Annotated in this window: 17 protein-coding genes and 2 pseudogenes; 18 read left to right on the top strand and 1 reads right to left on the bottom strand. The window is 35.4% G+C overall.

The features are described from left to right. Positions 1 to 224: pseudogene (locus tag F557_RS22775) on the bottom strand (hypothetical protein); the annotation flags it as partial. A 225-nt stretch (positions 225 to 449) separates the two neighbouring features. Here F557_RS22775 and rfbA point away from each other — a divergent pair. The 18 genes and pseudogenes from rfbA (at position 450) to F557_RS0114395 (ending at position 22,409) form a co-directional block, all read left to right on the top strand. Then, positions 450 to 1,325 carry a glucose-1-phosphate thymidylyltransferase RfbA gene (gene rfbA / locus F557_RS0114305; RefSeq protein ID WP_019002905.1) on the top strand — a complete coding sequence of 292 codons (876 nt, stop codon included), beginning with the start codon at positions 450 to 452 and terminating at the stop codon, positions 1,323 to 1,325. A 42-nt stretch (positions 1,326 to 1,367) separates the two neighbouring features. Beyond that, complete coding sequence (rfbC, locus tag F557_RS0114310) at positions 1,368 to 1,913, top strand: dTDP-4-dehydrorhamnose 3,5-epimerase (protein WP_019002906.1); 546 nt, start codon at positions 1,368 to 1,370, stop codon at positions 1,911 to 1,913. A gap of 940 nt (positions 1,914 to 2,853) precedes the next feature. Next, a complete protein-coding gene (locus tag F557_RS22370; protein ID WP_157617913.1) occupies positions 2,854 to 3,006 on the top strand; it encodes a GDP-mannose 4,6-dehydratase in 153 nt (50 codons plus the stop codon). Positions 3,007 to 4,240: 1,234 nt separating this feature from the next. Then, positions 4,241 to 5,965, top strand: coding sequence for a glycosyltransferase family 2 protein (locus F557_RS21500; RefSeq protein ID WP_019002908.1), 1,725 nt, complete (start codon positions 4,241 to 4,243; stop codon positions 5,963 to 5,965). A gap of 2 nt (positions 5,966 to 5,967) precedes the next feature. Next, entirely contained in the window at positions 5,968 to 6,366 is a 399-nt protein-coding gene (locus tag F557_RS21945) for a sugar 3,4-ketoisomerase (protein ID WP_245539421.1), read from the top strand. Further along, positions 6,366 to 7,451, top strand: a complete 1,086-nt coding sequence (locus F557_RS0114325) for a DegT/DnrJ/EryC1/StrS family aminotransferase (RefSeq protein WP_019002909.1) — start codon at positions 6,366 to 6,368, stop codon at positions 7,449 to 7,451. The genes F557_RS21945 and F557_RS0114325 overlap by 1 nt, the downstream gene beginning before the upstream one ends. Positions 7,452 to 7,743: 292 nt before the next feature. Next, a complete protein-coding gene (locus F557_RS0114330) occupies positions 7,744 to 8,613 on the top strand; it encodes an N-acetyltransferase (protein WP_019002910.1) in 870 nt (289 codons plus the stop codon). Positions 8,614 to 9,331: 718 nt separating this feature from the next. Beyond that, positions 9,332 to 10,523, top strand: a protein-coding gene (locus F557_RS20255; RefSeq protein ID WP_157617914.1) for an ISAzo13 family transposase whose coding sequence is annotated in 2 segments (ribosomal slippage) — positions 9,332 to 9,420 and positions 9,419 to 10,523 — 1,194 coding nt in all. Because the reading frame shifts where the segments join, the coding sequence is not laid out codon by codon here. 45 nt (positions 10,524 to 10,568) lie between these two features. Continuing rightward, positions 10,569 to 11,006: a DUF4277 domain-containing protein gene (locus F557_RS0114340; protein ID WP_019002912.1), complete on the top strand. Its 438-nt coding sequence runs from the start codon at positions 10,569 to 10,571 to the stop codon at positions 11,004 to 11,006. 87 nt (positions 11,007 to 11,093) lie between these two features. After that, on the top strand, positions 11,094 to 11,288 hold the full coding sequence (locus tag F557_RS0114345) for a hypothetical protein (protein ID WP_019002913.1): 195 nt from the start codon (positions 11,094 to 11,096) through the stop codon (positions 11,286 to 11,288). 187 nt (positions 11,289 to 11,475) lie between these two features. Beyond that, positions 11,476 to 12,231, top strand: a complete 756-nt coding sequence (locus F557_RS0114350; protein WP_019002914.1) for an ISAs1 family transposase — start codon at positions 11,476 to 11,478, stop codon at positions 12,229 to 12,231. 564 nt (positions 12,232 to 12,795) lie between these two features. Continuing rightward, positions 12,796 to 14,646 carry an alginate O-acetyltransferase AlgX-related protein gene (locus F557_RS0114360; protein WP_019002916.1) on the top strand — a complete coding sequence of 617 codons (1,851 nt, stop codon included), beginning with the start codon at positions 12,796 to 12,798 and terminating at the stop codon, positions 14,644 to 14,646. 396 nt (positions 14,647 to 15,042) lie between these two features. Beyond that, positions 15,043 to 15,414 (top strand): hypothetical protein, encoded by a 372-nt coding sequence (locus F557_RS0114370; RefSeq protein WP_019002918.1) that lies wholly within the window; start codon positions 15,043 to 15,045, stop codon positions 15,412 to 15,414. A 990-nt stretch (positions 15,415 to 16,404) separates the two neighbouring features. Beyond that, a complete protein-coding gene (locus F557_RS0114375) occupies positions 16,405 to 18,192 on the top strand; it encodes a hypothetical protein (protein WP_019002919.1) in 1,788 nt (595 codons plus the stop codon). Between the two features lie 1,159 nt (positions 18,193 to 19,351). Next, positions 19,352 to 20,169 (top strand): annotated as a pseudogene (locus tag F557_RS23705) (IS66 family transposase); the annotation flags it as partial. A 24-nt stretch (positions 20,170 to 20,193) separates the two neighbouring features. Further along, on the top strand, positions 20,194 to 20,418 hold the full coding sequence (locus F557_RS0114385; RefSeq protein ID WP_084761668.1) for a hypothetical protein: 225 nt from the start codon (positions 20,194 to 20,196) through the stop codon (positions 20,416 to 20,418). 108 nt (positions 20,419 to 20,526) lie between these two features. Continuing rightward, positions 20,527 to 21,753 carry an ABC transporter permease gene (locus F557_RS0114390; RefSeq protein ID WP_019002921.1) on the top strand — a complete coding sequence of 409 codons (1,227 nt, stop codon included), beginning with the start codon at positions 20,527 to 20,529 and terminating at the stop codon, positions 21,751 to 21,753. Next, positions 21,750 to 22,409, top strand: coding sequence for an ABC transporter ATP-binding protein (locus F557_RS0114395; protein ID WP_019002922.1), 660 nt, complete (start codon positions 21,750 to 21,752; stop codon positions 22,407 to 22,409). Before F557_RS0114390 ends, F557_RS0114395 begins: the two co-directional genes overlap by 4 nt.

Raw genomic sequence — 22,409 nt, forward strand, 5'->3', positions numbered from 1 at the left:
AGGAGCTCGCTGATCCTATTCTCCTGTTCTTCAACTTTTTTGGCTTGATTTTGAAAGGCTTCAGTCTGCTTCTGAATGGTTGAAGTCTGCTTCTGAATGGTTGAGGTCTGCTCTTGAATGGTTGATGTAAGTTTTTCGATTAACGAGTAAAGGTTGTCCAGTTTGGAAGTATCAGTATCGTGCTGATTAGCAGGAAGATTGTTATTTGTGATCTTCGCTTCCATTGCAAATTCCTTCAGCACATCCCGATTTTTGTGTGCGATATGGTACGGATTCACCAGCACTTTTGTCAAGAATCCCTGAAGCCTTAAAAAGACGGTTTAAGACCTAATACGTCCGCCAGGGAGCTTTCTTTCATAATAAGAAGAAAGTTAACTTTGGTGGTTTTATCCTGCTAGTTTTGGTAGAATTGTTCCGGTTGATTATATTGTTTTTCTTAAATTGGGTATATGAAAGGAATCGTTTTAGCTGGTGGTAGTGGTACACGGTTGTATCCATTAACCATCGTTACGAGTAAACAGCTTTTGCCTGTGTACGACAAACCGATGATATTTTATCCGCTGTCCGTGTTGATGCTAGCGGGGATTCGAGATATTCTTATAATTTCCACTCCAAAGGATCTTCCAAATTTCAAAAATCTTCTGGGAGACGGCTCGCACTATGGTCTTAATCTCTCATATGCGGAACAGCCTTCACCTGGTGGGCTAGCTCAGGCTTTTATTATAGGCGAAAGTTTTATAAATGGAGACTGTTGCGCACTGGTTCTCGGGGATAATATTTTCTATGGTGCGGGTCTTTCTCGTTATCTTGAAGATGCCGGAAAACTTACTAGTGGTGCCATGGTATTTGGTTACCATGTTGATGATCCTTGCCGTTTTGGCGTTATTGAATTCGCAAAGGATAAGAGTGTTGTGTCCATAGAAGAAAAGCCTCAGATTCCTAAAAGCAACTATGCTGTCACTGGTCTATATTTTTATGACAATAGAGTAAGTGAGTATGCTAGGAGCTTAAAGCCGTCTTTAAGGGGAGAGCTGGAAATTACTGATCTTAATAAGATTTACCTCAGCAATGGTCAGCTTTCGGTGATACCCCTTGGACGCGGCTTTGCTTGGTTTGATACCGGTACAGTCGATAGCCTTTATTCTGCACAGACCTTCGTTCAGTCCGTGCAGAGCAAGGCCGGAATTTCAATAGCTGTGTTGGAGGAGATTGCATACAATAAGGGTTGGATTGATAGGGGTATGCTTCTAGAGAGTGCCAAATTGTATGGCAAGTCGTTTTATGGCAAACACTTGCAAGCTGTGGCCAGTGATAATTTTCTTTAATGATTGTTTTTGCTTATTGGTATTTTTGTGACGGTATCCAATATGAATTTTATAAAAACTGCAATTGAAGGTGTTTTTATTATTGAACCCTCTATATATCCGGATTCCCGTGGGTATTTTTTTGAGAGTTATAATGAAAAGATTTTTACCGATAACGGGATTCCCAATCGCTTTGTGCAGGATAATCAATCAAAATCTTGTTACGGGGTGATCAGAGGACTTCACTGTCAGCTTAGGGAGTATTCCCAAGCAAAGCTAGTGCGTGTCCTCAGTGGCAAGGTTCTTGATGTGGCTGTCGATATTAGAAAGGGATCACCTACTTTCGGGAAACATGTGGCGGTAGAGCTTTCAGATGAAAATCAGAAACAGCTCTTTATTCCTAGGAATTTTCTTCATGGATTTTCCGTGCTGAGCGAAGAGGCTGTCTTCGCATATAAGGTTGATAATTTCTATTGCAAGGAGTCGGAATTCGGTATTGCCTACAATGATCCGGATATCGGAGTAGACTGGAAAATTCCGGATGATAAAATTATCACTTCACAGAAGGACAGATCAGCTAACAGACTTAAGGATATTTTAGATAAGTGATAGAATTCTCGTGATCGGAAGTAACGTCATTTGGTGACGAATTCAGATGAATTATTTCGGAAACTGTCTGTGTTGATGTGAATGAGCTTGATGTCACAGATTATGAAACAGTAAGTCCTTTTAGTCATGAAAAATAGATCATGGCCATAGTCATAGTCATAGTCAGCTGTGTTGCGTCGGTTGCTGTGGACTAGGGGGGAGGATTGATCTATAAATGTTAATGGGTACGCTCTTGTAATTTCTGGGAATTACCGGTTGTAACTTCGTGCATTTCTTCACTGACTATGTTTTTGTCGGAAATCGTTGTATTCCCTACGCTCCGGAGCACCTGGAAACGAATTTTCTACCAGCGTTAGAACAAGTTGGTAGGCTAAATACCGGATCAGAATAATAGCACTAAAGTGGTTATTGTTTGTTCGTTATGGCTTTATTCAATCCTAGGTAACAATTTTGTTAAAACTATGAAAATGCTAGGACGCTCCAAAAAATATATTGCGATCAATGTGGTGAGAGCGACAAGATTGGCCCTTTGTGCTTATGTTGGAAATTTTGCTAAAGCCATTGAGTGATTTTTGCCGCAGATTAGAGATGGAAACTCCGGAATATATCATTACAAAATGAAGGAGTATGTTTTGGTATGGAGATTTTTCCTATGAAATTATGGTTATGTCTGGTACTATTGTAAAATTATGCTGGTTCATTATTATGAGCCAAGGAGCATCATCGTCCTCATTACATCGTGCTGGATAAGAGTTGCATAAAATAGTGTTCGGGATTGATATTCCTTACAGGAAAGATAGTTCAAAGAAGTTTTAAGTCAATCTTTAGTAACTAGAGGAGCCTATTTTATCAGCTATTTGTTGCAATCCCCCGATTATTTTGTTTTTAACCTTGGCAAGTTAAACTATGCGGGAAAACTAATGTCAGTGAATGTGAGGGTATGGATAATTATCTCTTTGTAAAGGGCGGTGTTTGCGATGAAAATTTCATTACCGCGATATTTAACAACAACGACATCAAGGGCGTTATCCACTTTGCGCAGGTAGAAAGTCATGTAGATAACTCCATAAAGTTGCCGCGGGTATTGGCGTAAACCAATGTTATGTAGACCTTGAATCTTTTGGAGGTTGTCAAAAAATACTGGATGGATGTTCTTGGCAAATTTAGGGAAGGTTATGAAGATGACAAGTTTCACCACATTTCTACAGATTAGGTTTATGGCACTATAGGGGAGCATGGAGTATATTTTTATGAAACAACTCCATATGCTCCCGACAATCCCTATTCTGCTGCCTATGCTGGTTCTTTTTTGTACGAGCTTACCGTCGTACATAGGGCATGAAATGTGACGACATCTAACTGTTCAAATATCTTCGGATCTAGGTAGCATCACGAAAAACTGATACCTCTGATAATATCCAATACCCTTGCCGAAAAGCCGTCGTCTGTTTACAGAAACAGAATTAATGTTAGGGATTGGTTATATGTTCTTGAACATTGCAAGGACGTAAACCTGATCAATCCATAAGGGGGGTTTCAGAGAACCTACAATATTGGTGGTCACAACGAAAGAAAAAGTATCACCATCGTTAGGAAAAAGGTCTGTTCTATCTCTGACGACGAAATGCGTCACCGTGGCAATGTATCGTAAATACGATGAACTGATAACTTTTGTTCAAGACAGGGCCGGTCATGATTTAAGGTAGGCCATATGTGCTGACAAATTTGTTTCTGGTCTTGGATGGCAGTCAGATGAGAATTTTTATACTGAGATAATAAAGACGGTTAGTTGTATTTGGAAAACAATATAAACGCTTGTTGTGATAGAGAATTACATAAAGTAATATTTAATTGCAATATTTATTATTGCGATGAATTTATCAGAGAAGTATGATGATACCCTTTTGAAAACTGTTACCATTATTGATGAGAATTATCATCATGGATTTTTATCTGATTTTGTTCAGAAGGTAAATTTAATTAGATAACAGCAGTATCAAAAGGTGGTAATAATTCAAGTGTTGAATTGGAAATTGGTCAACTCAATGTTCATAAATGTCTGATATAACAGGTTTAAGAACTCCTAATGGGTGTGGATATTTAGAGAAAATATCTAATATTAGAGATTTTGCTCGAGCTGTGTGATTCAACACAATAGTGGTTTTCTTAGTATATATTACTATAATGCTGTGTGTTTGATTGTTTTTTATGACATTTTTTGAATTATTTCATAACTTATTAGAATGTATATATTAATCTTATAACAGTTTTTATATCTAGTTTATATTAGATTTTGTTTTTCGTTTTTTTTGAGAAGAGTGTAATAAATGCTTAATCTTCATTTTTCAAAAATTGGTTGGCTAAATGATATTCGAGAGCTTTCGATAGTTTGTAAACCGGATTGTCAACTTGATTGTTTGTTATTTAGAAGAGATGACAGTATAAATGGACATTTAATTAATAAAGATGAAGTTGTTTTGGGGTCTTTAGGGGATGTTGGTCAAATATCTAAAATTGGCTTTAGTGACTCTGATTTTGATTGTGGTTTTTGTTTTAGAATTCTAACTAGTAAATTTAGATGGTCAGACTTTATTGAACTTAATAATTTTGTTGAATGTTCAGATTCTGAACGAGTTGTTGGTTTTCAATTTTTTATTTATCGTGATAATCTTGAGTACCAGCGTAAGGTAGCTGTTGCTGACGAGAGAATGTCTTTTTTTTACAAAAGTGTGGATAATTTTTCAATAAAAAGAGGCTATTTTGCAGATAATCCTTTGGTTTCAGTTGTTATTCCTTCTTATAACCATGGAAAGTACATCAAAGAAACAATTAATTCAATCATAAACCAAACCTATAGGAACATTGAATTATTGATTATGGATGATGGTTCTGTAGATGAATCTAATGAAAGGATTCTTGAAATTCAAGGTGATTGTATTTCTCGTTTTGTTAATTTTTACTATGAACGCAAACATAACGAAGGAACTTGTGAAACTCTTAATAAACTAATAAAGCATTCAAAAGGTGATTATATCTTTATCATTGCTTCTGATGATCTTGCAAAACCAACTCTTATTGAAAAAGAAGTTTCTTTTTTAAACAATATTAATAATTCTGAATATTCTTTGGTGGTTTTTGATAATTTGATTATCGATTCTAACGGTGTTGAATGTTATTGGGGTGTGGGGAGAAAATGCGTTTACTCTAAAGAAGAAGCAAGTTTTTTAACTTTTGGAGATTTCTTACAACAGAGAAGAGGTTTTGATTTTTCATCAGATTTATTCGGGCGCTATGAGTTGTTACACCGTGGTAATCACGTTCCTAACGGTTATCTCATTAGAAGATCTATTTTTGATATTGTTGGATTATTTAATAAAGAAGCACCACTTGAAGACTACTATATAATGTTACAAATCTCTAAGTATGCTTTATTTAAATTTTTTAAAGAACCTTTGTTTTGCTATAGATGGCATGATTCAAATACTATTAAAAATCACCGTAGAATAAGGGAGATGGATTCGCGGACAAGAATGGTCGAGAAGGATATTTTAGGTTCTATTGATATATCAGATAAGAGGCTGCTGCCTAATTTTGTAAAATTTAAAAATAAATATGATATTGGTGTAAAAACAGATCTTCTTCAAAATATTTTTGCTCTAGACGTTTCTGATAGAAAAGATTTAGATGATAAATATAGACTATATCAAACATATTTTAACATTGATATTAATAAGAAAAATTTTGGATATAATGCTTTTCGATTTAATAAATTATCATTGAATCCTTTTTCTGTATATTATGTTAAAATTTCAAACTTAGTGATCAATCCTGCATCTGAAGCCTTTTCTATAGGTGTTTATGATGTTGATTTAGATAAGTTGATTTACAAGATTAATGTTAACTCTAGATCTGATGGTAATTATTGTGTAATGATTGTGACTGGAGTTTTGCGATTAAACTTGAATTTGTGTGTGTACTGTGGTATTGTTCCAAAAACTCATAATAATGATATGCATATTGATGAAATTTCTTTATTCACTGGGAGTTTATAAACTTGTTTAAAATTGTTGATTTTAATGTCCATGGGGATTACAGAGGCAAACTTGTAGCTCTTGAGTCTTTTAATACAGTTCCCTTTGCCATTAAACGTGTATATTACGTTTTTGGTTCTACTTCTGATGTTATTCGTGGTAGGCATGCGCATTATAATCTTTCTCAAATGTTAGTATGTGTTAGCGGTAGCTGTGATTTTACTCTTGATGATGGTTATGAGAGATCTGTTGTTCATTTGGATTCACCGTCAAAAGGTTTGTTGTTGACGGGCTTGGTGTGGAGAGAGTTTACAAATTTTTCAAAAAACTGTGTTGTTGTTGTTTTAGCTTCGGAGTATTATGATACTTCTGACTATATTTATGATTATGAAGAATTTTTAAAGATTGCGAGATCAAAATAATGATTCCATTTCTAGACTTAGAGAAAATTAATTCGCGTTTCAATACCGAATTTAGGGCTGTACTGAACAGAGTTTTGATATCAGGACAGTATATTCATGGAGAGTTTTATGACTCCTTTTGTAAAAATTTTGCGAATTTTTGTGGTGTTAAATATGCTCTTGGTGTTGCAAACGGTCTTGATGCGTTAAGGATTATTATAAAAGCTTACGGTTTTGGTCCAGGCGACGAGATTATAGTACCTGCCAATACTTTTATTGCTACAGTTCTTGCGGTATCAGACAATGGATGTACTCCTGTTTTTGTTGAGCCTGATATTGATACATATTTGATTAATCCTGATTTGATTGAAGAAAAAATTACTTCGAAAACCAGGGCAATAGTCGTGGTTCATCTTTACGGTCAGGCCGTTGATATGGTTAAAATCAAAGAACTGGCAGCTAAATATAATCTTAAAATTATTGAAGATGCGGCTCAGGCTCATGGAGCTTACTTTCGCGGTCAGCGAACTGGTTCCTTAGGAGATTCAGCTGGTTTTTCGTTTTACCCTGGAAAAAATCTTGGAGCACTAGGGGATGGCGGTGCTATAACGACTAATGATCCTATTCTTTATGAGAAGTGTAAGGCGATCGCAAATTATGGTTCCGACTACAAGTATCACCACATCTATAAAGGGGTAAATTCTCGTCTTGATGAACTTCAGGCAGCTTTTCTAGATTGCAAATTGGCTTTGCTGGATAGTGATAATCAGCGTAGAAGAGATATCTCTGCCTATTATAGAGCGAATATCAAGAACAGTAGAGTTGTCTTACCTCGAGTTCTATGTGAATTGTCTCACGTCTGGCATCTGTTTGTAATTAGAACTACTGACAGAGCAAATCTAATGAAATATTTGTCAGATAATAATGTCCAGTCTTTAATTCATTATCCGGTACCACCTCATCAGCAGCTGGCCTATGCAGAATATTCCGATTATTCATTGCCTTTAACAGAAATGATCCATAATGAGGTTCTAAGTATTCCGATAAGTCCCGTATTGGAGGATAATGAAGTTGATCATATAGTTGATGTTTTAAATAATTATTAATTGTAGGTGAGGTGTTACTCTTTCATCGATAGTATTCTATCCTTAAAATATTAATATTATTTTTTAGAAATTGATTACTATTGTATTACTTGCGTTAAGCATTTTTAACTTTATGTATTATTGATAGATTTAATAAATGATATTTGCTGCTTGTATACAATCGGATTCAATAACTTTTATTATTAACTTGTTATAGTGTCTATTTTTTTATAATATTTATACTCTCAGCTAATCTGTGTTATTTTTGTTTTTTTAATTGTTATTTATGTAATATTAATAAGGCCTGTTAATTATGAATAATTTTGGTATTGGAAATAATACCTTTGTGGCAGAATCGGCCCGTATAGGTAACAATGTCCATATCGGCCATAACTGTATTATTGAAGACAGAGTTTTCATCGGTGATGATACCTTTATTGACAGTAACACTATCATAAGACAGGGGGTTTCTATTGGTAGGGGCGGTTTTATCGGATCAAACTGCATTATAGGTGAGTACTTGATGGATTTTTGCAAGGATCGTCAATACCATAGCCACCCTCTGTCCATTGGCGTTAATGTACTTATCAGAAGCGGTTCTATTATTTATGCAGGGTCAACCATTGGAGATCATTTTCAGACTGGTCATCAGACAACTATTCGGGAAAAAGCCAATATCGGGAACAATGTCAGCATAGGTACTCTCTCAGATATCCAGTGTAGCTGTAAAATTGGTAATTATGTTCGTTTGCATTCCAACGTTTTTATTGCACCGCTGTCTGTTATAGATGATTTTGTGTGGCTATTTCCTCATGTAATCCTAACAAATGATCCGACCCCGCCTTCTTCAAATTTTGTTGGTGTACATATTCATTCATTTGCTATTGTTGCGAGTGGTGCTATTGTAATGCCAGGTCTTGATTTAGGTCAGGATTGCCTTATTGGGGCAGGTGCAATTGTAACAAAATCGGTTGAGCCTTATACTGTTGTGGTTGGGAATCCTGCAAAGTCAATTTCGGATGTTCGTAAAATTAAAAACAAGGTTACTGGCAAGTTGGTTTATCCCTGGAGAGAATATTTTTGCAATTATATGCCTTGGGAGGGAATTGGTTTCGAGGCTTGGTTTAATTCTCTTGATCTAAATGAAAAACAGAAGTTCACAATTTCTGATATAAATATCTAGGACTCCGTGTAATGATGAATATTAAAATGGTCTCGGAGCTATCGTCACGATAGGGGCAAACGTTAAGGGGATTTTTTGCTTCACAACTTCCGCGTAGTTTAGGTAGGAAATCTAACCTTCAAGATTGCTATAGCTCGTTTACCACGTAAAAACGTTCAAGTTTCGTATTAGGTATTAAACGTGGAATGGCTGAAGAATCCCGACGGCACATATAGGGCGAAGCTGGTTGGCTATCTGGTTCACCTTTGACGATATTTTTTCGACATTTACGGGGATCTCCAGAACCACATAGACAAAGAAACCGAAGAATATCGGGTTTCAAAACGTGTGGTTCTTACATTTCGCAGTTGAGATTGCTTAATTAGCACTTATTTATAATGAGCTGGAGGAATTTCAAATTCCTTTTTTGAGACTAGTATGTTGTGAAGTCGATTGGATATAGGGGGTTCGTCACAAAAATACATATATAAAATATTTATTTTTAAAATGTGATGCGCTGATTGCTTTAATATTATCTCGCTTGTGGCGGGCGATTTTATTTCCCTAGAATACAGCGGTTAGGAGCTGTGCATAAATAACCTTTACAACTTTTTTTTTTATAAGTCTAGCCCTATTATGCTATCATGACAAGCAACTGTAACGTTGATGTCAATGAGGCTGATATGGTAGAGCTTGACGAGGTTGTAATAGCAACAAAAAATAAAAAGATGCTCCATTCCTGAATGAATTCCAAAAGCGGATATATCTTGCTTCAGAAGCAGAAATTTTGGGTTATGGCGGTGTTTCGAAATCAGCAAGGAAACTGAGTTTCCAGAGTGACCATAAGCTCGGGAATAAAAGAACTCAATTCCCTTGATAGAGAAACATCTGAACAATTGCAAATCAGCCTCCAAAAAGAGCGAGTAAGAAATGAAGGCGGCGGGAGGAAGCGTGTCGAGGAAACGCAGCCTGGGGTAAAGGAAGCCTTGGAATCAATCATAAGTGAAAGCTCCTTTGGTGATCCGCAAAGCCTGCTGAAGTGGACTACGAAGAGTCTGAGAAATCTTGAGCAGGAAATGAACCGCAAAGGATTTAATCTCAAATACAGAAAAATTGGTTACCTGTTGAAAGAACTGGGATACAGCCTCCAACTGAATCAAAAGATGAATCAAGTGGGGCAGGAACATCCTGACCGTGATGAGCAATTTAAGCATATCAGTAGCAAGGCAAACTCCTTTCTTGAACAAAACTTTCCTGTGATATCAATAGATTGCAAAAAGAAGGAGAACATAGGAAACTTCAAGTACAACGGTGCAGAGTATGCTCCAAAAGGCACTCCGACAAAAGTTCTTGATCATGATTTTCCGTTGCCTGAACTTGGGAAAGCTGCTCCTTACGGGATATATGATATTGGTCTGAATGAAGGCTTTGTTAATGTCGGAGTAAGTTCGGATACCGCGCAGTTTGCCGTAAATTCAATACGTTCATGGTGGTATGAAATGGGCGAGGAAAGATACCCGGAAGCCAGGCAAATCCTAATAACCGCAGATGGTGGCGGAAGCAATGGATCGCGAAACAGACTGTGGAAATATGAACTTCAGCAGTTTGCAGACGAAACTAAACTGGCGATCAGCGTTTGCCATTTCCCGCCAGGAACATCAAAATGGAACAAAATTGAACATCGGCTATTCAGTCAAATTACAAAAAACTGGCGTGGGCGTCTCCTTGTTAGTTTGCAAGTGATAATAGATCTTATTGCCGGAACAACTACAACTACAACTACAGCGACCGGACTGAAAGTGGTGGCAACAGCGGATGAAAAACAGTACTTAACTGGAATCAAAGTGTCTGATGAAGAATTTAAATCTTTGAACATAGTTGGTGATGAGTTTTACCCTGATTGGAACTATACAATCAGCCCGAAGTTGTAAAGTTTATTTATGCACAGTTCCGTATTGCCAATTTTGTGGGATGTCATGACCGTTATTACGAGAGAGCAGCTTAAACCTTTAACCATGGGGCATTTGGGACTGGTTGGAGCTTTTATTCAAGAGAGCGGAATTATCGAGAAGATCGATTCCAGGCTTCCCAAGATCAGTAATAATGCCGGACATTTTACTCATGGTCAGGTTGTTGATCTGATGATATTGAACGGGCTTGGCTATACCACCCGGCCACTGTATATGAGCAACACCTTTTTCGAGGCCAGAGATGTTGAGGCCATGCTGGGAATAGAATACCAGAAAGCCTGGTTTAACGATGATGTTATAGGCTGTACCATGGATGCACTGTACGAATATGGCCTGACACCTTTATTTTCCGAGCTGGCTCTGGGCATCATGGATAGCCTTGGACGCAAAATCGGGAGTGTGAACATTGCAGGGCGAACGCATGAACTTTTTATCGACCTTTGATATTAGTAATACAGTAAACGTTTTGACTTGACAGTTTGATAAAAATTATACTAAAATTGATACTTATTAGTAATAGTGGAGCATGTCATGAAGCCAGACCTTTCTGCATACCCTGAAATACCACTAGGATGTTCAGTTAACGAAAACAAAATTTTTAATTTCTTTCAGATTTATAAAAATGTTAAAACAATTGATCCTGAAACTGGCAAGACTAAATATATTCGCGAAACTGTCGGATCTATCAAAAACGGTGTTTTTACTTTTGTAAAACCTATCTTCTGAAGAAAGAAAATATTTAAGTGGCATCTAAATTACATACGAAGGCAAATCTGAAGATGAGAAATCTGTATCAAGTTCATCATCAGATAACAATGAACAAAACAGTGAAAAGCAAGTTTGTAATAAGATAGATGAAGCTCTTAAGAAAACATCATTTGATCAAAGGGATTCTAGTAAAATTGAAATACCTATGCTGACCATAGTATTAGGATCAATTATTAGTGCACTGTCTGGTGATACTGGTTGCACTGAAATCAGCGAAGCAATTAATGGCAGACTTAAAAATTACTTTAATGATAATAACATGGGAGATTTAGTAGTTGATAATTGCTCTCATGATACCATCAGAAAAGCATTTTTACTGGTAGAAACTGATACATTAAGTGAATTGTATACAGAATTAATAAAACCTCTTATCAAAGATGACTTTAGGGTTATTGCAGCCGATGGACAGGCATTAAGAGCGACGGGAAAAACGACTCCTGAAAACAATGGCAAGCACGGTGCCTACATGCTTATGAACTTTTATGATGCAACGAACAGAGTCTGTCTTTACCATAAACTGATACAGAAAAAAGAAAATGAAATCAGCGCTGGCCCTGAGTCACTAAATAAATTAAATCTAACTAATTCTGTAGTTACAGCTGATGCAATGAGCTGCCAAATTGATTTTGTAAACACAGTTATAGGTAAAGGTGCTCATTATTGCCTTTCATTAAAAGGCAATCAAAATAAATCATTTGATGAGGTTCGTTATTTATTTAACACAACACCTCAAAATCAAATTGTTTCATATGAACCTGAAATAACTAAAGAGCATGGACGTATCGAGCAGTACAAGATATCATTAATCAGCGGTCGTCGTTTATCAAGAATAATTAAAGAAAAGTGGTTAGGATTGGATGACGGCAGTATTGTAAAAGTTGAAAGAAACAGTTATCAGTAAGCAACTAAAAATAATACTTGGGAAGAGCGTTTTTATATCACATCATTACCGCCAATTGATGAAAACTCAAAAAGAGTAAATGAGATTATTAGACATTATTGGGGTATTGAAAATAATTTACACTGGTGTCTTGATATGCGATATAACCAAGATAGAATTCAAGCCAACAACCCTAATTACATTGCTAATCGCAGTGCGTTGAATAAACTTGCTTTGGCATATTTGGAGAAATACCGTTATTGGCTGTGGAATAAAGGCAGAGAAAAAGAGAAGCTTAGTCTTAACATCCTGCAGAAAAGATGCTACGACCCTAAGGCAGCCCTTGAATGCATAGCATGTTCTTTGGGACTTGTCTAGGGCAAACTTGAAGCATTCGCCCTGCTGGGGATTATGCATACATTATTCAAGGATTTACGAAATACAAATAATTCTTTGATGATTTCTTAGGTCAGAGTTTTAAAGAATCTGTATATAATTAGCTTAGTTTGGTTATTTTATGCTTATTTATAAACAATCTCTGAATTATTAGTATTGTGTTTATTGTTGAGATTAGGAGGATTTGAAGTGGACGAATTAGATTTAAATGTGTTACTGATAAGACATGATTTCAGGAAAATAGATCTTTATGATTTTTCCGAAATTTTAACTCTAGATAATATAAAAATAGAAAAAAAACAATTTAATTACAATGGATATAGATTCACAGGTGTAAAGTTTAAGTCTTGTTATCATTACATGTTAAAAATTTCGGATTTAAATATTGATGATAAATATGATAATTTTTCGATTGGGGTATATGATATAATTAAAGATAGAATGATATCATGTGTAAATCAAAAGTCATGTAAAGATGGAATTTTAATATCAATAATTTTTGGAAATATTCCCAATAATATAGAACCTAATATTTGTATATATAATGGTTTATTTGGAAGAACTCGTAATCGATCTCTTGATATTGTAAATGTATCCCTTTATTGCAAACCTTTACTATTAAACAATTTCTCTTGTTATTATGATATTTTTGACGAAACTCGCTCATTGATTAATGATTATCAGTTTAATAAGGCATTTGAAAATTTAATATTTTTAAATAAAAAAGTAAAAAATGTTGCAGACTTGGGTGTGAAACAACAGCTGATAGATCTGCAATATTATTATGATAGTTCGCGGAGTAAGAGATTTATCATTAGATTTGAAAAAAAATGCAGTTTTGCTACACATTTAGATGATGTTATAAGTTCTGCATCAGAATTAGTAAATTATTCATTAAATATTGATGTATCTTTTTGCAAATCTAAAATCTTGACTGTTACTTTTCTATATAAAAATAACAAAACAGATCGTATTGTTCATGAGTCGATTGGTAATTCAATAGAACTACAATTAAACCTGATTGAAGTTTCTAGAATTGGTGTTGATTTTGATAATCAGTTTTTCTGGCTTTATGATATACTGCTGTCACCAATTAATAATGTTTTGATTGGTCGAGAGGGGTGGCTTTTTTTAACTAATGATACAAATAATTCTATAGGTCAGTATACTGGTAAAATATTGATCGATAACCAAAATATTGATTCTTGGAAAAAATACTTAGTTGATTTCTCTACAATTCCTAGCAAATCTATTTTTTTGCTAGCTCCTTCTAAAGAATCTGTTTTTCCTGAATACTATCCATATCCTAAATCAGATTTTCGATCTACAGACCAAATTCTCAAAATCATCAATGATTACGATATTACTTGTTTATATCCTGTTGAAATTCTTAGGAGTTATAAAAATTCATATTGTAAAACTGATACCCATTGGAGTTATCCCGCAGCTATGAAGGTTTGCAATACTTTGCTTTCATTGTTGAATTTTAAACATAGTGTTGATTGTTTAAATGTCAAGAATATTCGACATCCTGGGGACTTAGGTTCTAAAATTCACCCTCCATATTATAGTGAGTTCGAAATTATTCCAGGACCATGGGGATGTACTATGGCAGCTCCTGTTTTTACTAATTTTATTTATTCGCGTCAGGGGATGGTTAACGTATATCAAAATGAGTCTGCAAAAACTACCATGAAGGTAGTCGTTTTCGGTGATTCTTTTTCATATATTTTAGTACCTTATTTATACACAGTATTTAAAAAGTTGGTGTTTGTTCATTCAAATTCAGTTGTTATGAGAGATATTATTGATTATGAAAAGCCAGATTTAGTAATATCGGAAATGTGTGAAAGATTTTGTCTGCGTTCTCCTTTGTTTTTAAATCATATAATCGAATATGGTCCGGCTTCCAAACCAATAATCCAAAAAGATGTTCCTGATATACAAAAATATATAGAACAAAATTTGGATATTAGTTCACCATATTATTTATATATGAAAGACCGACTATCCATAAACATTACTGATAGTATAATATAATCAACTCGGGTTTTTTGTACCTGTGAAACTGTCTTAAAATAAAATGTAATTCTTATGATGAAAAAGGTTCTCTCATTATGATACACTTTCGTGTGATAAGACGGAGTGTTGCATATGGTAGAGGCAGATGTCAGGTTAACTAAGATCCTGTATGATGTAGGCGAGCTATCCCCGAAGATTTTCAATGAAATCACCCAGCGGATGACTGTTTGTCCCTGACATACCCCATGAAATGGAACACTAGTACTGCTTTCTTTAAGTCTGTGTGGTTATGAATCTACTTACAAAAGTTATAGAATTGATCTAAATCATGTTTAATGCATGAGTATTTCTTGGCTGTGTTTGGTAAGTGCTATAATAATGTATTAGATATGCTTGTAAGTAGGAAGCCAAAGAGTGTCATGCATTGTTTACCAAAAGGATAAGAAGACAGGGAATATTCATGCCTACAGTTCTACATCACACAGGGATCCCGAAACTAAAAAGGTAATAACAAAAAAGGTGTATCTGGGCCGTGTTGATCCTGTAACAAATGAAATCATACCCAAAGCAGAAAAAGGAAAACGAAAGCGGTTAATCAGTACCAATGAGCGGGAATCGATCATACAAGATGTACGCGAGGAAGCTCGTAAGGATATTGATAAGCTAACTACAGAACTCAACGAGGTACGAGAAGAATTAAGCAGAGTGTTGACAAAGCTCGGACAGCTTCTGGATTTTAAAAAATCAGTGAGCGAGGCTCTGCAAAGGGTACAAAAGGTGGATTGAGTCCTGTTCAATACAGACTTAAGCAAAGTTAGCGATAACTGTCCAGGATATTGTCCGCATCCCTGAGTGATAAAATTTTTGTGTAAACAAGGTAATGCAGTGGCATTTTTGGATAACCAGCTGGATCTGCATGTTGAAACTGCCACAAGTCTGTTTGCGAACGGCGAGGTATAAAGCTGATTGAATGCTGTAATGAATAAGTTCAAAATTGTTTGCTGTTACAAATAACAGTTCTTTGACTCGGCAGAGGCTGAAGAACTGTACTTTAAAAACGGAACTGATATGTAAAGATAACGCAAAGATGACCTGAGTTCTGAAAATAAGAGGCAGTTTCGAAATTTAATTGATTCGAAACACGCTCTTTACATCAATTGTCGATTCGTTCGTAGTCCTTGCCTAAAATTTGATGTTGATCTCAAAGACTATATAATGGGGGATAAAGGTTACAGATGAGTAATTATGCAATTTTAATTTTTATCAAAATGAATTCCATTGTGAGTGAAATTATATGGTAGTTCCTAATAAATAATTCTTTGATATTATTTATTACAGTGCCTTGCGGAATGCTATGAAGATTTCAAACGTTATGCTCCAAGTCAGACAGGTAAACTCACTGACAACAATGAATGAGTTAAGAGTTCCAGATATTCAGCACCGTTCTCACTGTCATTCTGGAAAGTAGGGGAAGGCGTTCTTTCACATTAACGATCAGGCCAGCCAAATATTGGAATTACTGAGTAATAGATACTAGAACCCTATGGTGGATAATTTTAAAAATGTATCACTATCTTGAAGTAGTTGGAAATTCACTAGCTGCAACTATGAAACGTAATTACATAAATCATGGAAATCTGTAAAATTATTTCACCAAATATTAACGGTCATCCCTGACAATGAATGACTAGCTTCTTCCCCATTTTTAGAAAAGTGGAGTGTGTGTAGTTAGAAAATGCCCTAGGGAATTTGGGAAAATGGAGAAATATTGTAGCAATGATTAAATGTAAGCCCAAACAACAAGAATATGAAGTTGATGGTTTTAAAATATTATATTATTACCGTCCAGCTTTGCTGGATAATTCGCATTTAATTGTAGTTTTTTCAGGTTTTGCAGTTCCATCAAAACTGTTTTATCCTGATTTTATGGGAAATTCGTTAACTGATATTACGTGCAGTATACTATGGATCAAAGATTATTTTTTCAATTATTATTCCTACTACCTGTGCCATAATAATGATTTTTCATTATCTTTGGCTGTAAATAAATTCATACAATCTTTTGCAAGAGCGCTTAATATTTCAAAGCATGATATTTCAATAATTGGAGGCTCAAAAGGTGGTACGGCTGTACTGTATTATGCATATAAATTTGGTTATAGACATGCCATTAGTATAGTTCCTCAATATTGCAAATTTCCTGATTATTTGTTATCATCAATGCGTACATGGCATCGTACTTTGTTGAACATGTTCGGGTCAGAGGAAGTGTCGAAGGAGTACATTTTTTCAATTTTGGAATCGGCAATTAAACAATCGTCGTATATTGATTATGTCAATTTCTACCTCATTCGTTCTGATAATGATAATGTAGATACCTGTGTTGAATTGTCTGAATTGTTGAATTCATACAAGCAGGCACGATTTCAAGAATTTGTTATAAATTCACCATTAGCATACAAGCATGACAAAATTTCTCCATACTGTCTTTCTTTAACTAAAGGTTTGCTTTCTGTAATTTCTTACGGGTATACGCCATCATTTTCGTCTGAAAAAAAAATGATGGCTATGGCAGATGATTCATTTGGTTCTGACTGTTACGATATCGCAAAACATCTAACTAAAAAAGTACAAACTCCTGTTTTTAAAGCGTTTTTGTATAAGACGGATATTGTTTTAGGAAAAGGAACTCAATCTTTTTTAAAGATTAACCTTTTGTTGTTTATTAATCATCTTGACCTTAATTTTGAGCATGAGCATATCATATTATGTGTTAACACGCCCAGTGCTTGTTTAAAAATTCCTTGTAAGAGATCGTATGATAAGATCAGCTTTGAGGTTAATCGTAGTTATTTCTACGATTCATTTTATGACTATTCAAGCAAAATGTATGAAGCATGCATCGATCTTGGAAATTTTTGCGACTGTCAATGTGTTAGTGATCTTACTATTGCAATTCCACGTTGTTGTCTAGCATCCCCTATTTTCCTTCAGAATGATCTTTATAAGTCTCTATATTTTTATAGAAGAAATTTTGCGATGCTGTATCCGGTTTTAGATTTATGCAATGAAAATTATTCCCTAAGAATTAATTTCTCTTTCTTGAGCAATTTCCTTTACCACAATATACTGTCATTTTCTCATCGTTTAAACTGTTTTTTTATTGTAGATAAAGAGTTTTTTGTAAATGATGATCTTGTTTTTTGTTCAGAACAATCTCTTCCAAAATCTGATTTTGGATGGAATGCTGTAAAAATACATATGCCTTATAGTCAGTCTTTTTACAGTGTAATAGTTACTGATTTAAAAATTGCTACTGATTCTGAAGTTCATCAAATTGATGTTGCGCTGTTTGACGAAGAATCTGATGTTGTACTTTCCAATTTTTTTAAACTTGATATATGCGATATAATAGAAAATAGATTTAGCTTTGTTATAAATAATGGTGATAATCTACATAATGTTGGTTTAGCGATATATGCGGGACTTCATGGAGAGACTCAAAATGTAGCGTTGGATTTTTCAATTCAGATTTTTGCAAAAAAATTTGAAAAGTGTATTTAGCTTACATTTTGCAGTTGAGTCTTCATAATCTCCACTTTTTATCTCATTCGAGTTTTTACACCTAAAATTTAACTAGATTTCTAAACCTATGGCGTTAGGAGAGAAATAGAACTTAATCGATTAACATCGCAAAAATAGATAAAGAGTGACAAATGTTTAAATTAGTGTTATAAATTAGTGTTATAAATTAATGCTTACGGCCTTGTTTTTATGTATTGTTTATTTGTTGGGTATTAGGTCTTAAACCCCCATTTCAAGGCCCCAGGAATTCTTGACAAGAGTACTGGTGAATCCGTACTATATCGCACACAAAAATCTGGGCATGCTGAAGGGAATTGCAATGGAAGTTAAGATTACAAGTACTGCACTTCCCGGCAATCAGCACGATACAGGTTCTACCACCTTGGACTCCCTTTACGCAGATATTGCCGCATTACGGCGATTAGTAGAGACTCTTAATTCAACCATTCAAGACCAGAATAAAATCATTCAGGAACTGAGATCAGACACTCATGAGCAAACAGCAGTCTCTCAAAATCAAACCAAAAAAGTTGAAGAACTGGAGAAAAAGATCAGCGAGCTCATGGATTCACTTGAGAAGAAAGAATCCGAGCTTTTAAAAAGCAAAGAACTCGTTAAGACCCTGAAAACACTCCTGTCTTCCAAAGAGGTTGATCTTGACGCATTAAGAAGACTCCTGTTTCAAGGCGGCAGGGAACAGAAGAAGGATAAGAAAGAAGCCGCCTCCCAGAATGCTGAAGAAAAGCAAAAACAGCATCACGTAAACAGCCCGCACAGAAACAGACAGAGCAATTCAGCAAAAACCGACTGCTGCGACCGCGAGAAAGAAAGGTTCTTTGATTTCAACGGCAACGCCCTTGAGGCATCAGCCAGGGATGAGGCCTCAAAAGAAATCGCTCAGACCATTGAAAAGGACGGCAGAAAATACGTATTCAAGGGCTGGAAAAAAAATTCCGAGAGTGTTGAATGGGTCAAAACAAGCATCAGGGTTTTATCATACATTCCTGTCTATGAGGAAGCTCTGCCAGCGCAGAATGATGAAACGCCGGCCGTGATAGTCGGGATTAATCCGGAAAAGGATTTTCTTCCGAAGACTGTATTTGGCTTTTCCTTTGCGGTTCAGATAATCGCAGAAAGAATGCGGAATCGCATCCTGCTGAACAGAATAGCGCAGGAAATCAGCAATAGTCTGGGATTTAATGTCTTCTCAAGGCAGCAGCTGGCAAGGTATTCAGCTTTTTCAGCAGAATGGATACTGCCGGCATACGAATACCTGAAGGCCAGCGTGCTAAAGAGCAGGATTATCCATCTTGACGAGACCTTCATCAGCTGTCAGGCTGAAAAAGGCAGCCGCCAGTACATGCTGGTGTTTGTATCTGAAAAAGGCTGTTTTTACTGCTATACAAATACCAGATCGCAGTCAGTTCCATTCAAAATCATGGAGGAACAGTTCGGCGATGGCAAATGGTTATCGAAAGACGGAGATTCCATAATAATCTCCACTGATGGATGGTACGACGTGGAATGGCTGAAGAATCCGGACGGCACATATAAGGCAAACCTGGTTGGCTGTCTGGTTCATCTTCGACGATATTTTTACGACATTTACGGGGCCCACCAGAACCACATAGACAAAGAAAGCGAAGAATATCAGGTTTCAAAACGTGTGGTTGAGCTTATCGGGGAAGTATTTCACCGGGACAGCGAGTGCAGTACCATCGAGGAACGAACAAAACTGCGGAAAAGTGATGATTTCAGGCAGTATTTTGAAGAAATAGGGAAGCTTACAGAAAAACATTTCAAAATCATTTCTGAAAGCGAGTCCCCCAAAGGGATATATACGGAAAAATTCATCAAAGCGGTCAAGTACTCTCACAATCAGTGGGAAAAATTACCAGAATTCTGGAGGACGGCTCTATCCCTCTGGATAACTCGGCCGCCGAGAGAGCTATTCGTGACTTTGCAGTGCTGAGACATTCAATGCCCAGTGGATTTGGCTCTATTGAAGGAGCTAAGTCTACGGCCGTGTTCTCATCATTTCATGAAACCTGTAAAGTCCATGGAGTTAACCTGGAAGATTACCTTGAATTTCTGTTCAGATATATGGGTATTCACAGAGACGAACTGAAAGATGAATCGCTGTCTGATGAAAGAAGAAATGCTATTCTTGAGCAGGCAATGCCATGGAAATTTAAGAAGGCCTAAAGTGCTGACTTTAGACCTAATACGAAATTTAAGAAGACCTGAAGTGCTGACTTTAGCCTAATATTTTACATCTTGTATCTTTTCTACTGTTGGATGTTGGAGATTTTGATGTCGGAATCAATTGTCAAAATGATTAGTCATGATCCAGAAAACCTTGATCTTTCTCAGTTTAAACTTATCAGTTTTTTTAGGCCTGTGGTAGTTGAAAGTAAAAATTTTAAGTGGAATGCCTTTAAAATGGCAGATTTTTTTCTTGAATCACGTCATGATTATATATTAAAGATTAAAGATCTTAAAATTAATTCTTCGTATGATGTTTTTACAATTGGAGTTTATGATACTATTAAAAACAGATCCATTGCTCTTTTAGATTTATTATCTAGTGATGTTGAATCTTGTATTTTGATAATTTCAAGGGATATACCTTCTAATGTTAAACTTTCAGTTTGTATCTATGCTGGGAGAGTTGGGCAAACGAGTAACAATGATTTGGCCATATCAGAGTTAACACTTTATTCTAAGCCACTTTTTCAACGACATTCATTAAAATTTTCTCAGAATTGTTTAGGCGCTTTCCGTTGTACTTATACTGTAATGATTGCTTTATTCTTAAGGGAAACGTATTCTTTGTATGGTAAAAGTAGGTTTGGCTATATCTGGGCCCTTCTTAGAGATGTTTTTACTGTTGGGTTAATTATAATTATCCGTATGTTAATAGGGATAAAATTTGAAAAGGGTCTTCATATAGTTTACTTTGTTCTATGTGGATTTTTTATATACTTTATCGTAACTGATTGTATTTCTAAATGTATGACTGCTATTAGAGCAAATACTGCGATTCTTTCATTTCCTCATGTAACACCTTTTGATTTAATGATCTCTAGGTGTATTTTTGTTTTTTTTACGAATATCCAAGCATCTATTGTTGTTATTTTAATTGCATTATATTACGATATTGATTTTGAAATATCGAATATCGCTATTTTTTTGTATTGCATTATTTCTGCTGTGCTTTTAGGTATTTCAGGTGGAATTTTTTTATCATCTTTAGCAGTTTTTTACCCGGTTTATGAAAGAATTTGGCCTATCGCGAAGAGAATTCTATTATTTTTATCCGCTGTGTTCTTTTCAATTGATAGAATACCTGTAAAGTATCATGATCTGATATCATACAATCCGATTTTGCAACTTATAGAGGGCTTGAGATCCTCAATTTCTCACCTTGTTGTAATAAATAATGTGTTGAATGTTAACTACATTAATTCATTAATTTTGTTATTTCTTGTATTGGGTCTTTTGTTACAAAAATTGTCTTATGGAAAGCTTAACTTATGATTATGCTTGATGATGTTACAAAACGTTTTGTCCTCAATATTGGTACTTTTAAATATACGTTAAAGCATGTATCCTATACCTTCACTGAAGGGGTAAGTACAGGGATATTGGGGTTAAACGGAGCTGGAAAGTCAACTTTGTTAAAGCTCCTTTGTGGATCTAGTTTTCCTACATCTGGTAGAATAATCAGAACTAGTTCTATTTCTTGGCCTGTGGGGTTTTCTGGTTTTGTTGTTGGTTCTTTGAGTGGTTACCAAAATCTACATTTTATAAGTCGCATTTATCGAAGTAATTATAAAAAGGATAAAGCTTTCGTTGAGGAATTTACAGAACTTGGGGATTATTTGTATCAACCTGTGAATACTTATAGTTCTGGTATGCGCGCAAAATTAGGTTTTGCTTTGAGCATGTCTATTGGCTTTGATTTTTACCTTGTTGATGAGGCTTTATCTGTTGGTGATGCTCAATTTAATGCAAAGGCTCACAAGCTATTTTTGGAAAAGTCTCAAAATTCTACTATTATTATAGTTTCTCACAATGTGGCGAGTATTTCAAAATTTTGTACTAAGGGAATTGTTCTAGATAAAGCAAAATTTTTAGAATTTCCTTCGTTGGCTGAATCTATACAGTATTACAAGAAACTCGGTATGCAATAG

Origin of the sequence: Succinimonas amylolytica DSM 2873 (genome assembly GCF_000378405.1) — a bacterium.
Taxonomy (GTDB): domain Bacteria; phylum Pseudomonadota; class Gammaproteobacteria; order Enterobacterales; family Succinivibrionaceae; genus Succinimonas; species Succinimonas amylolytica.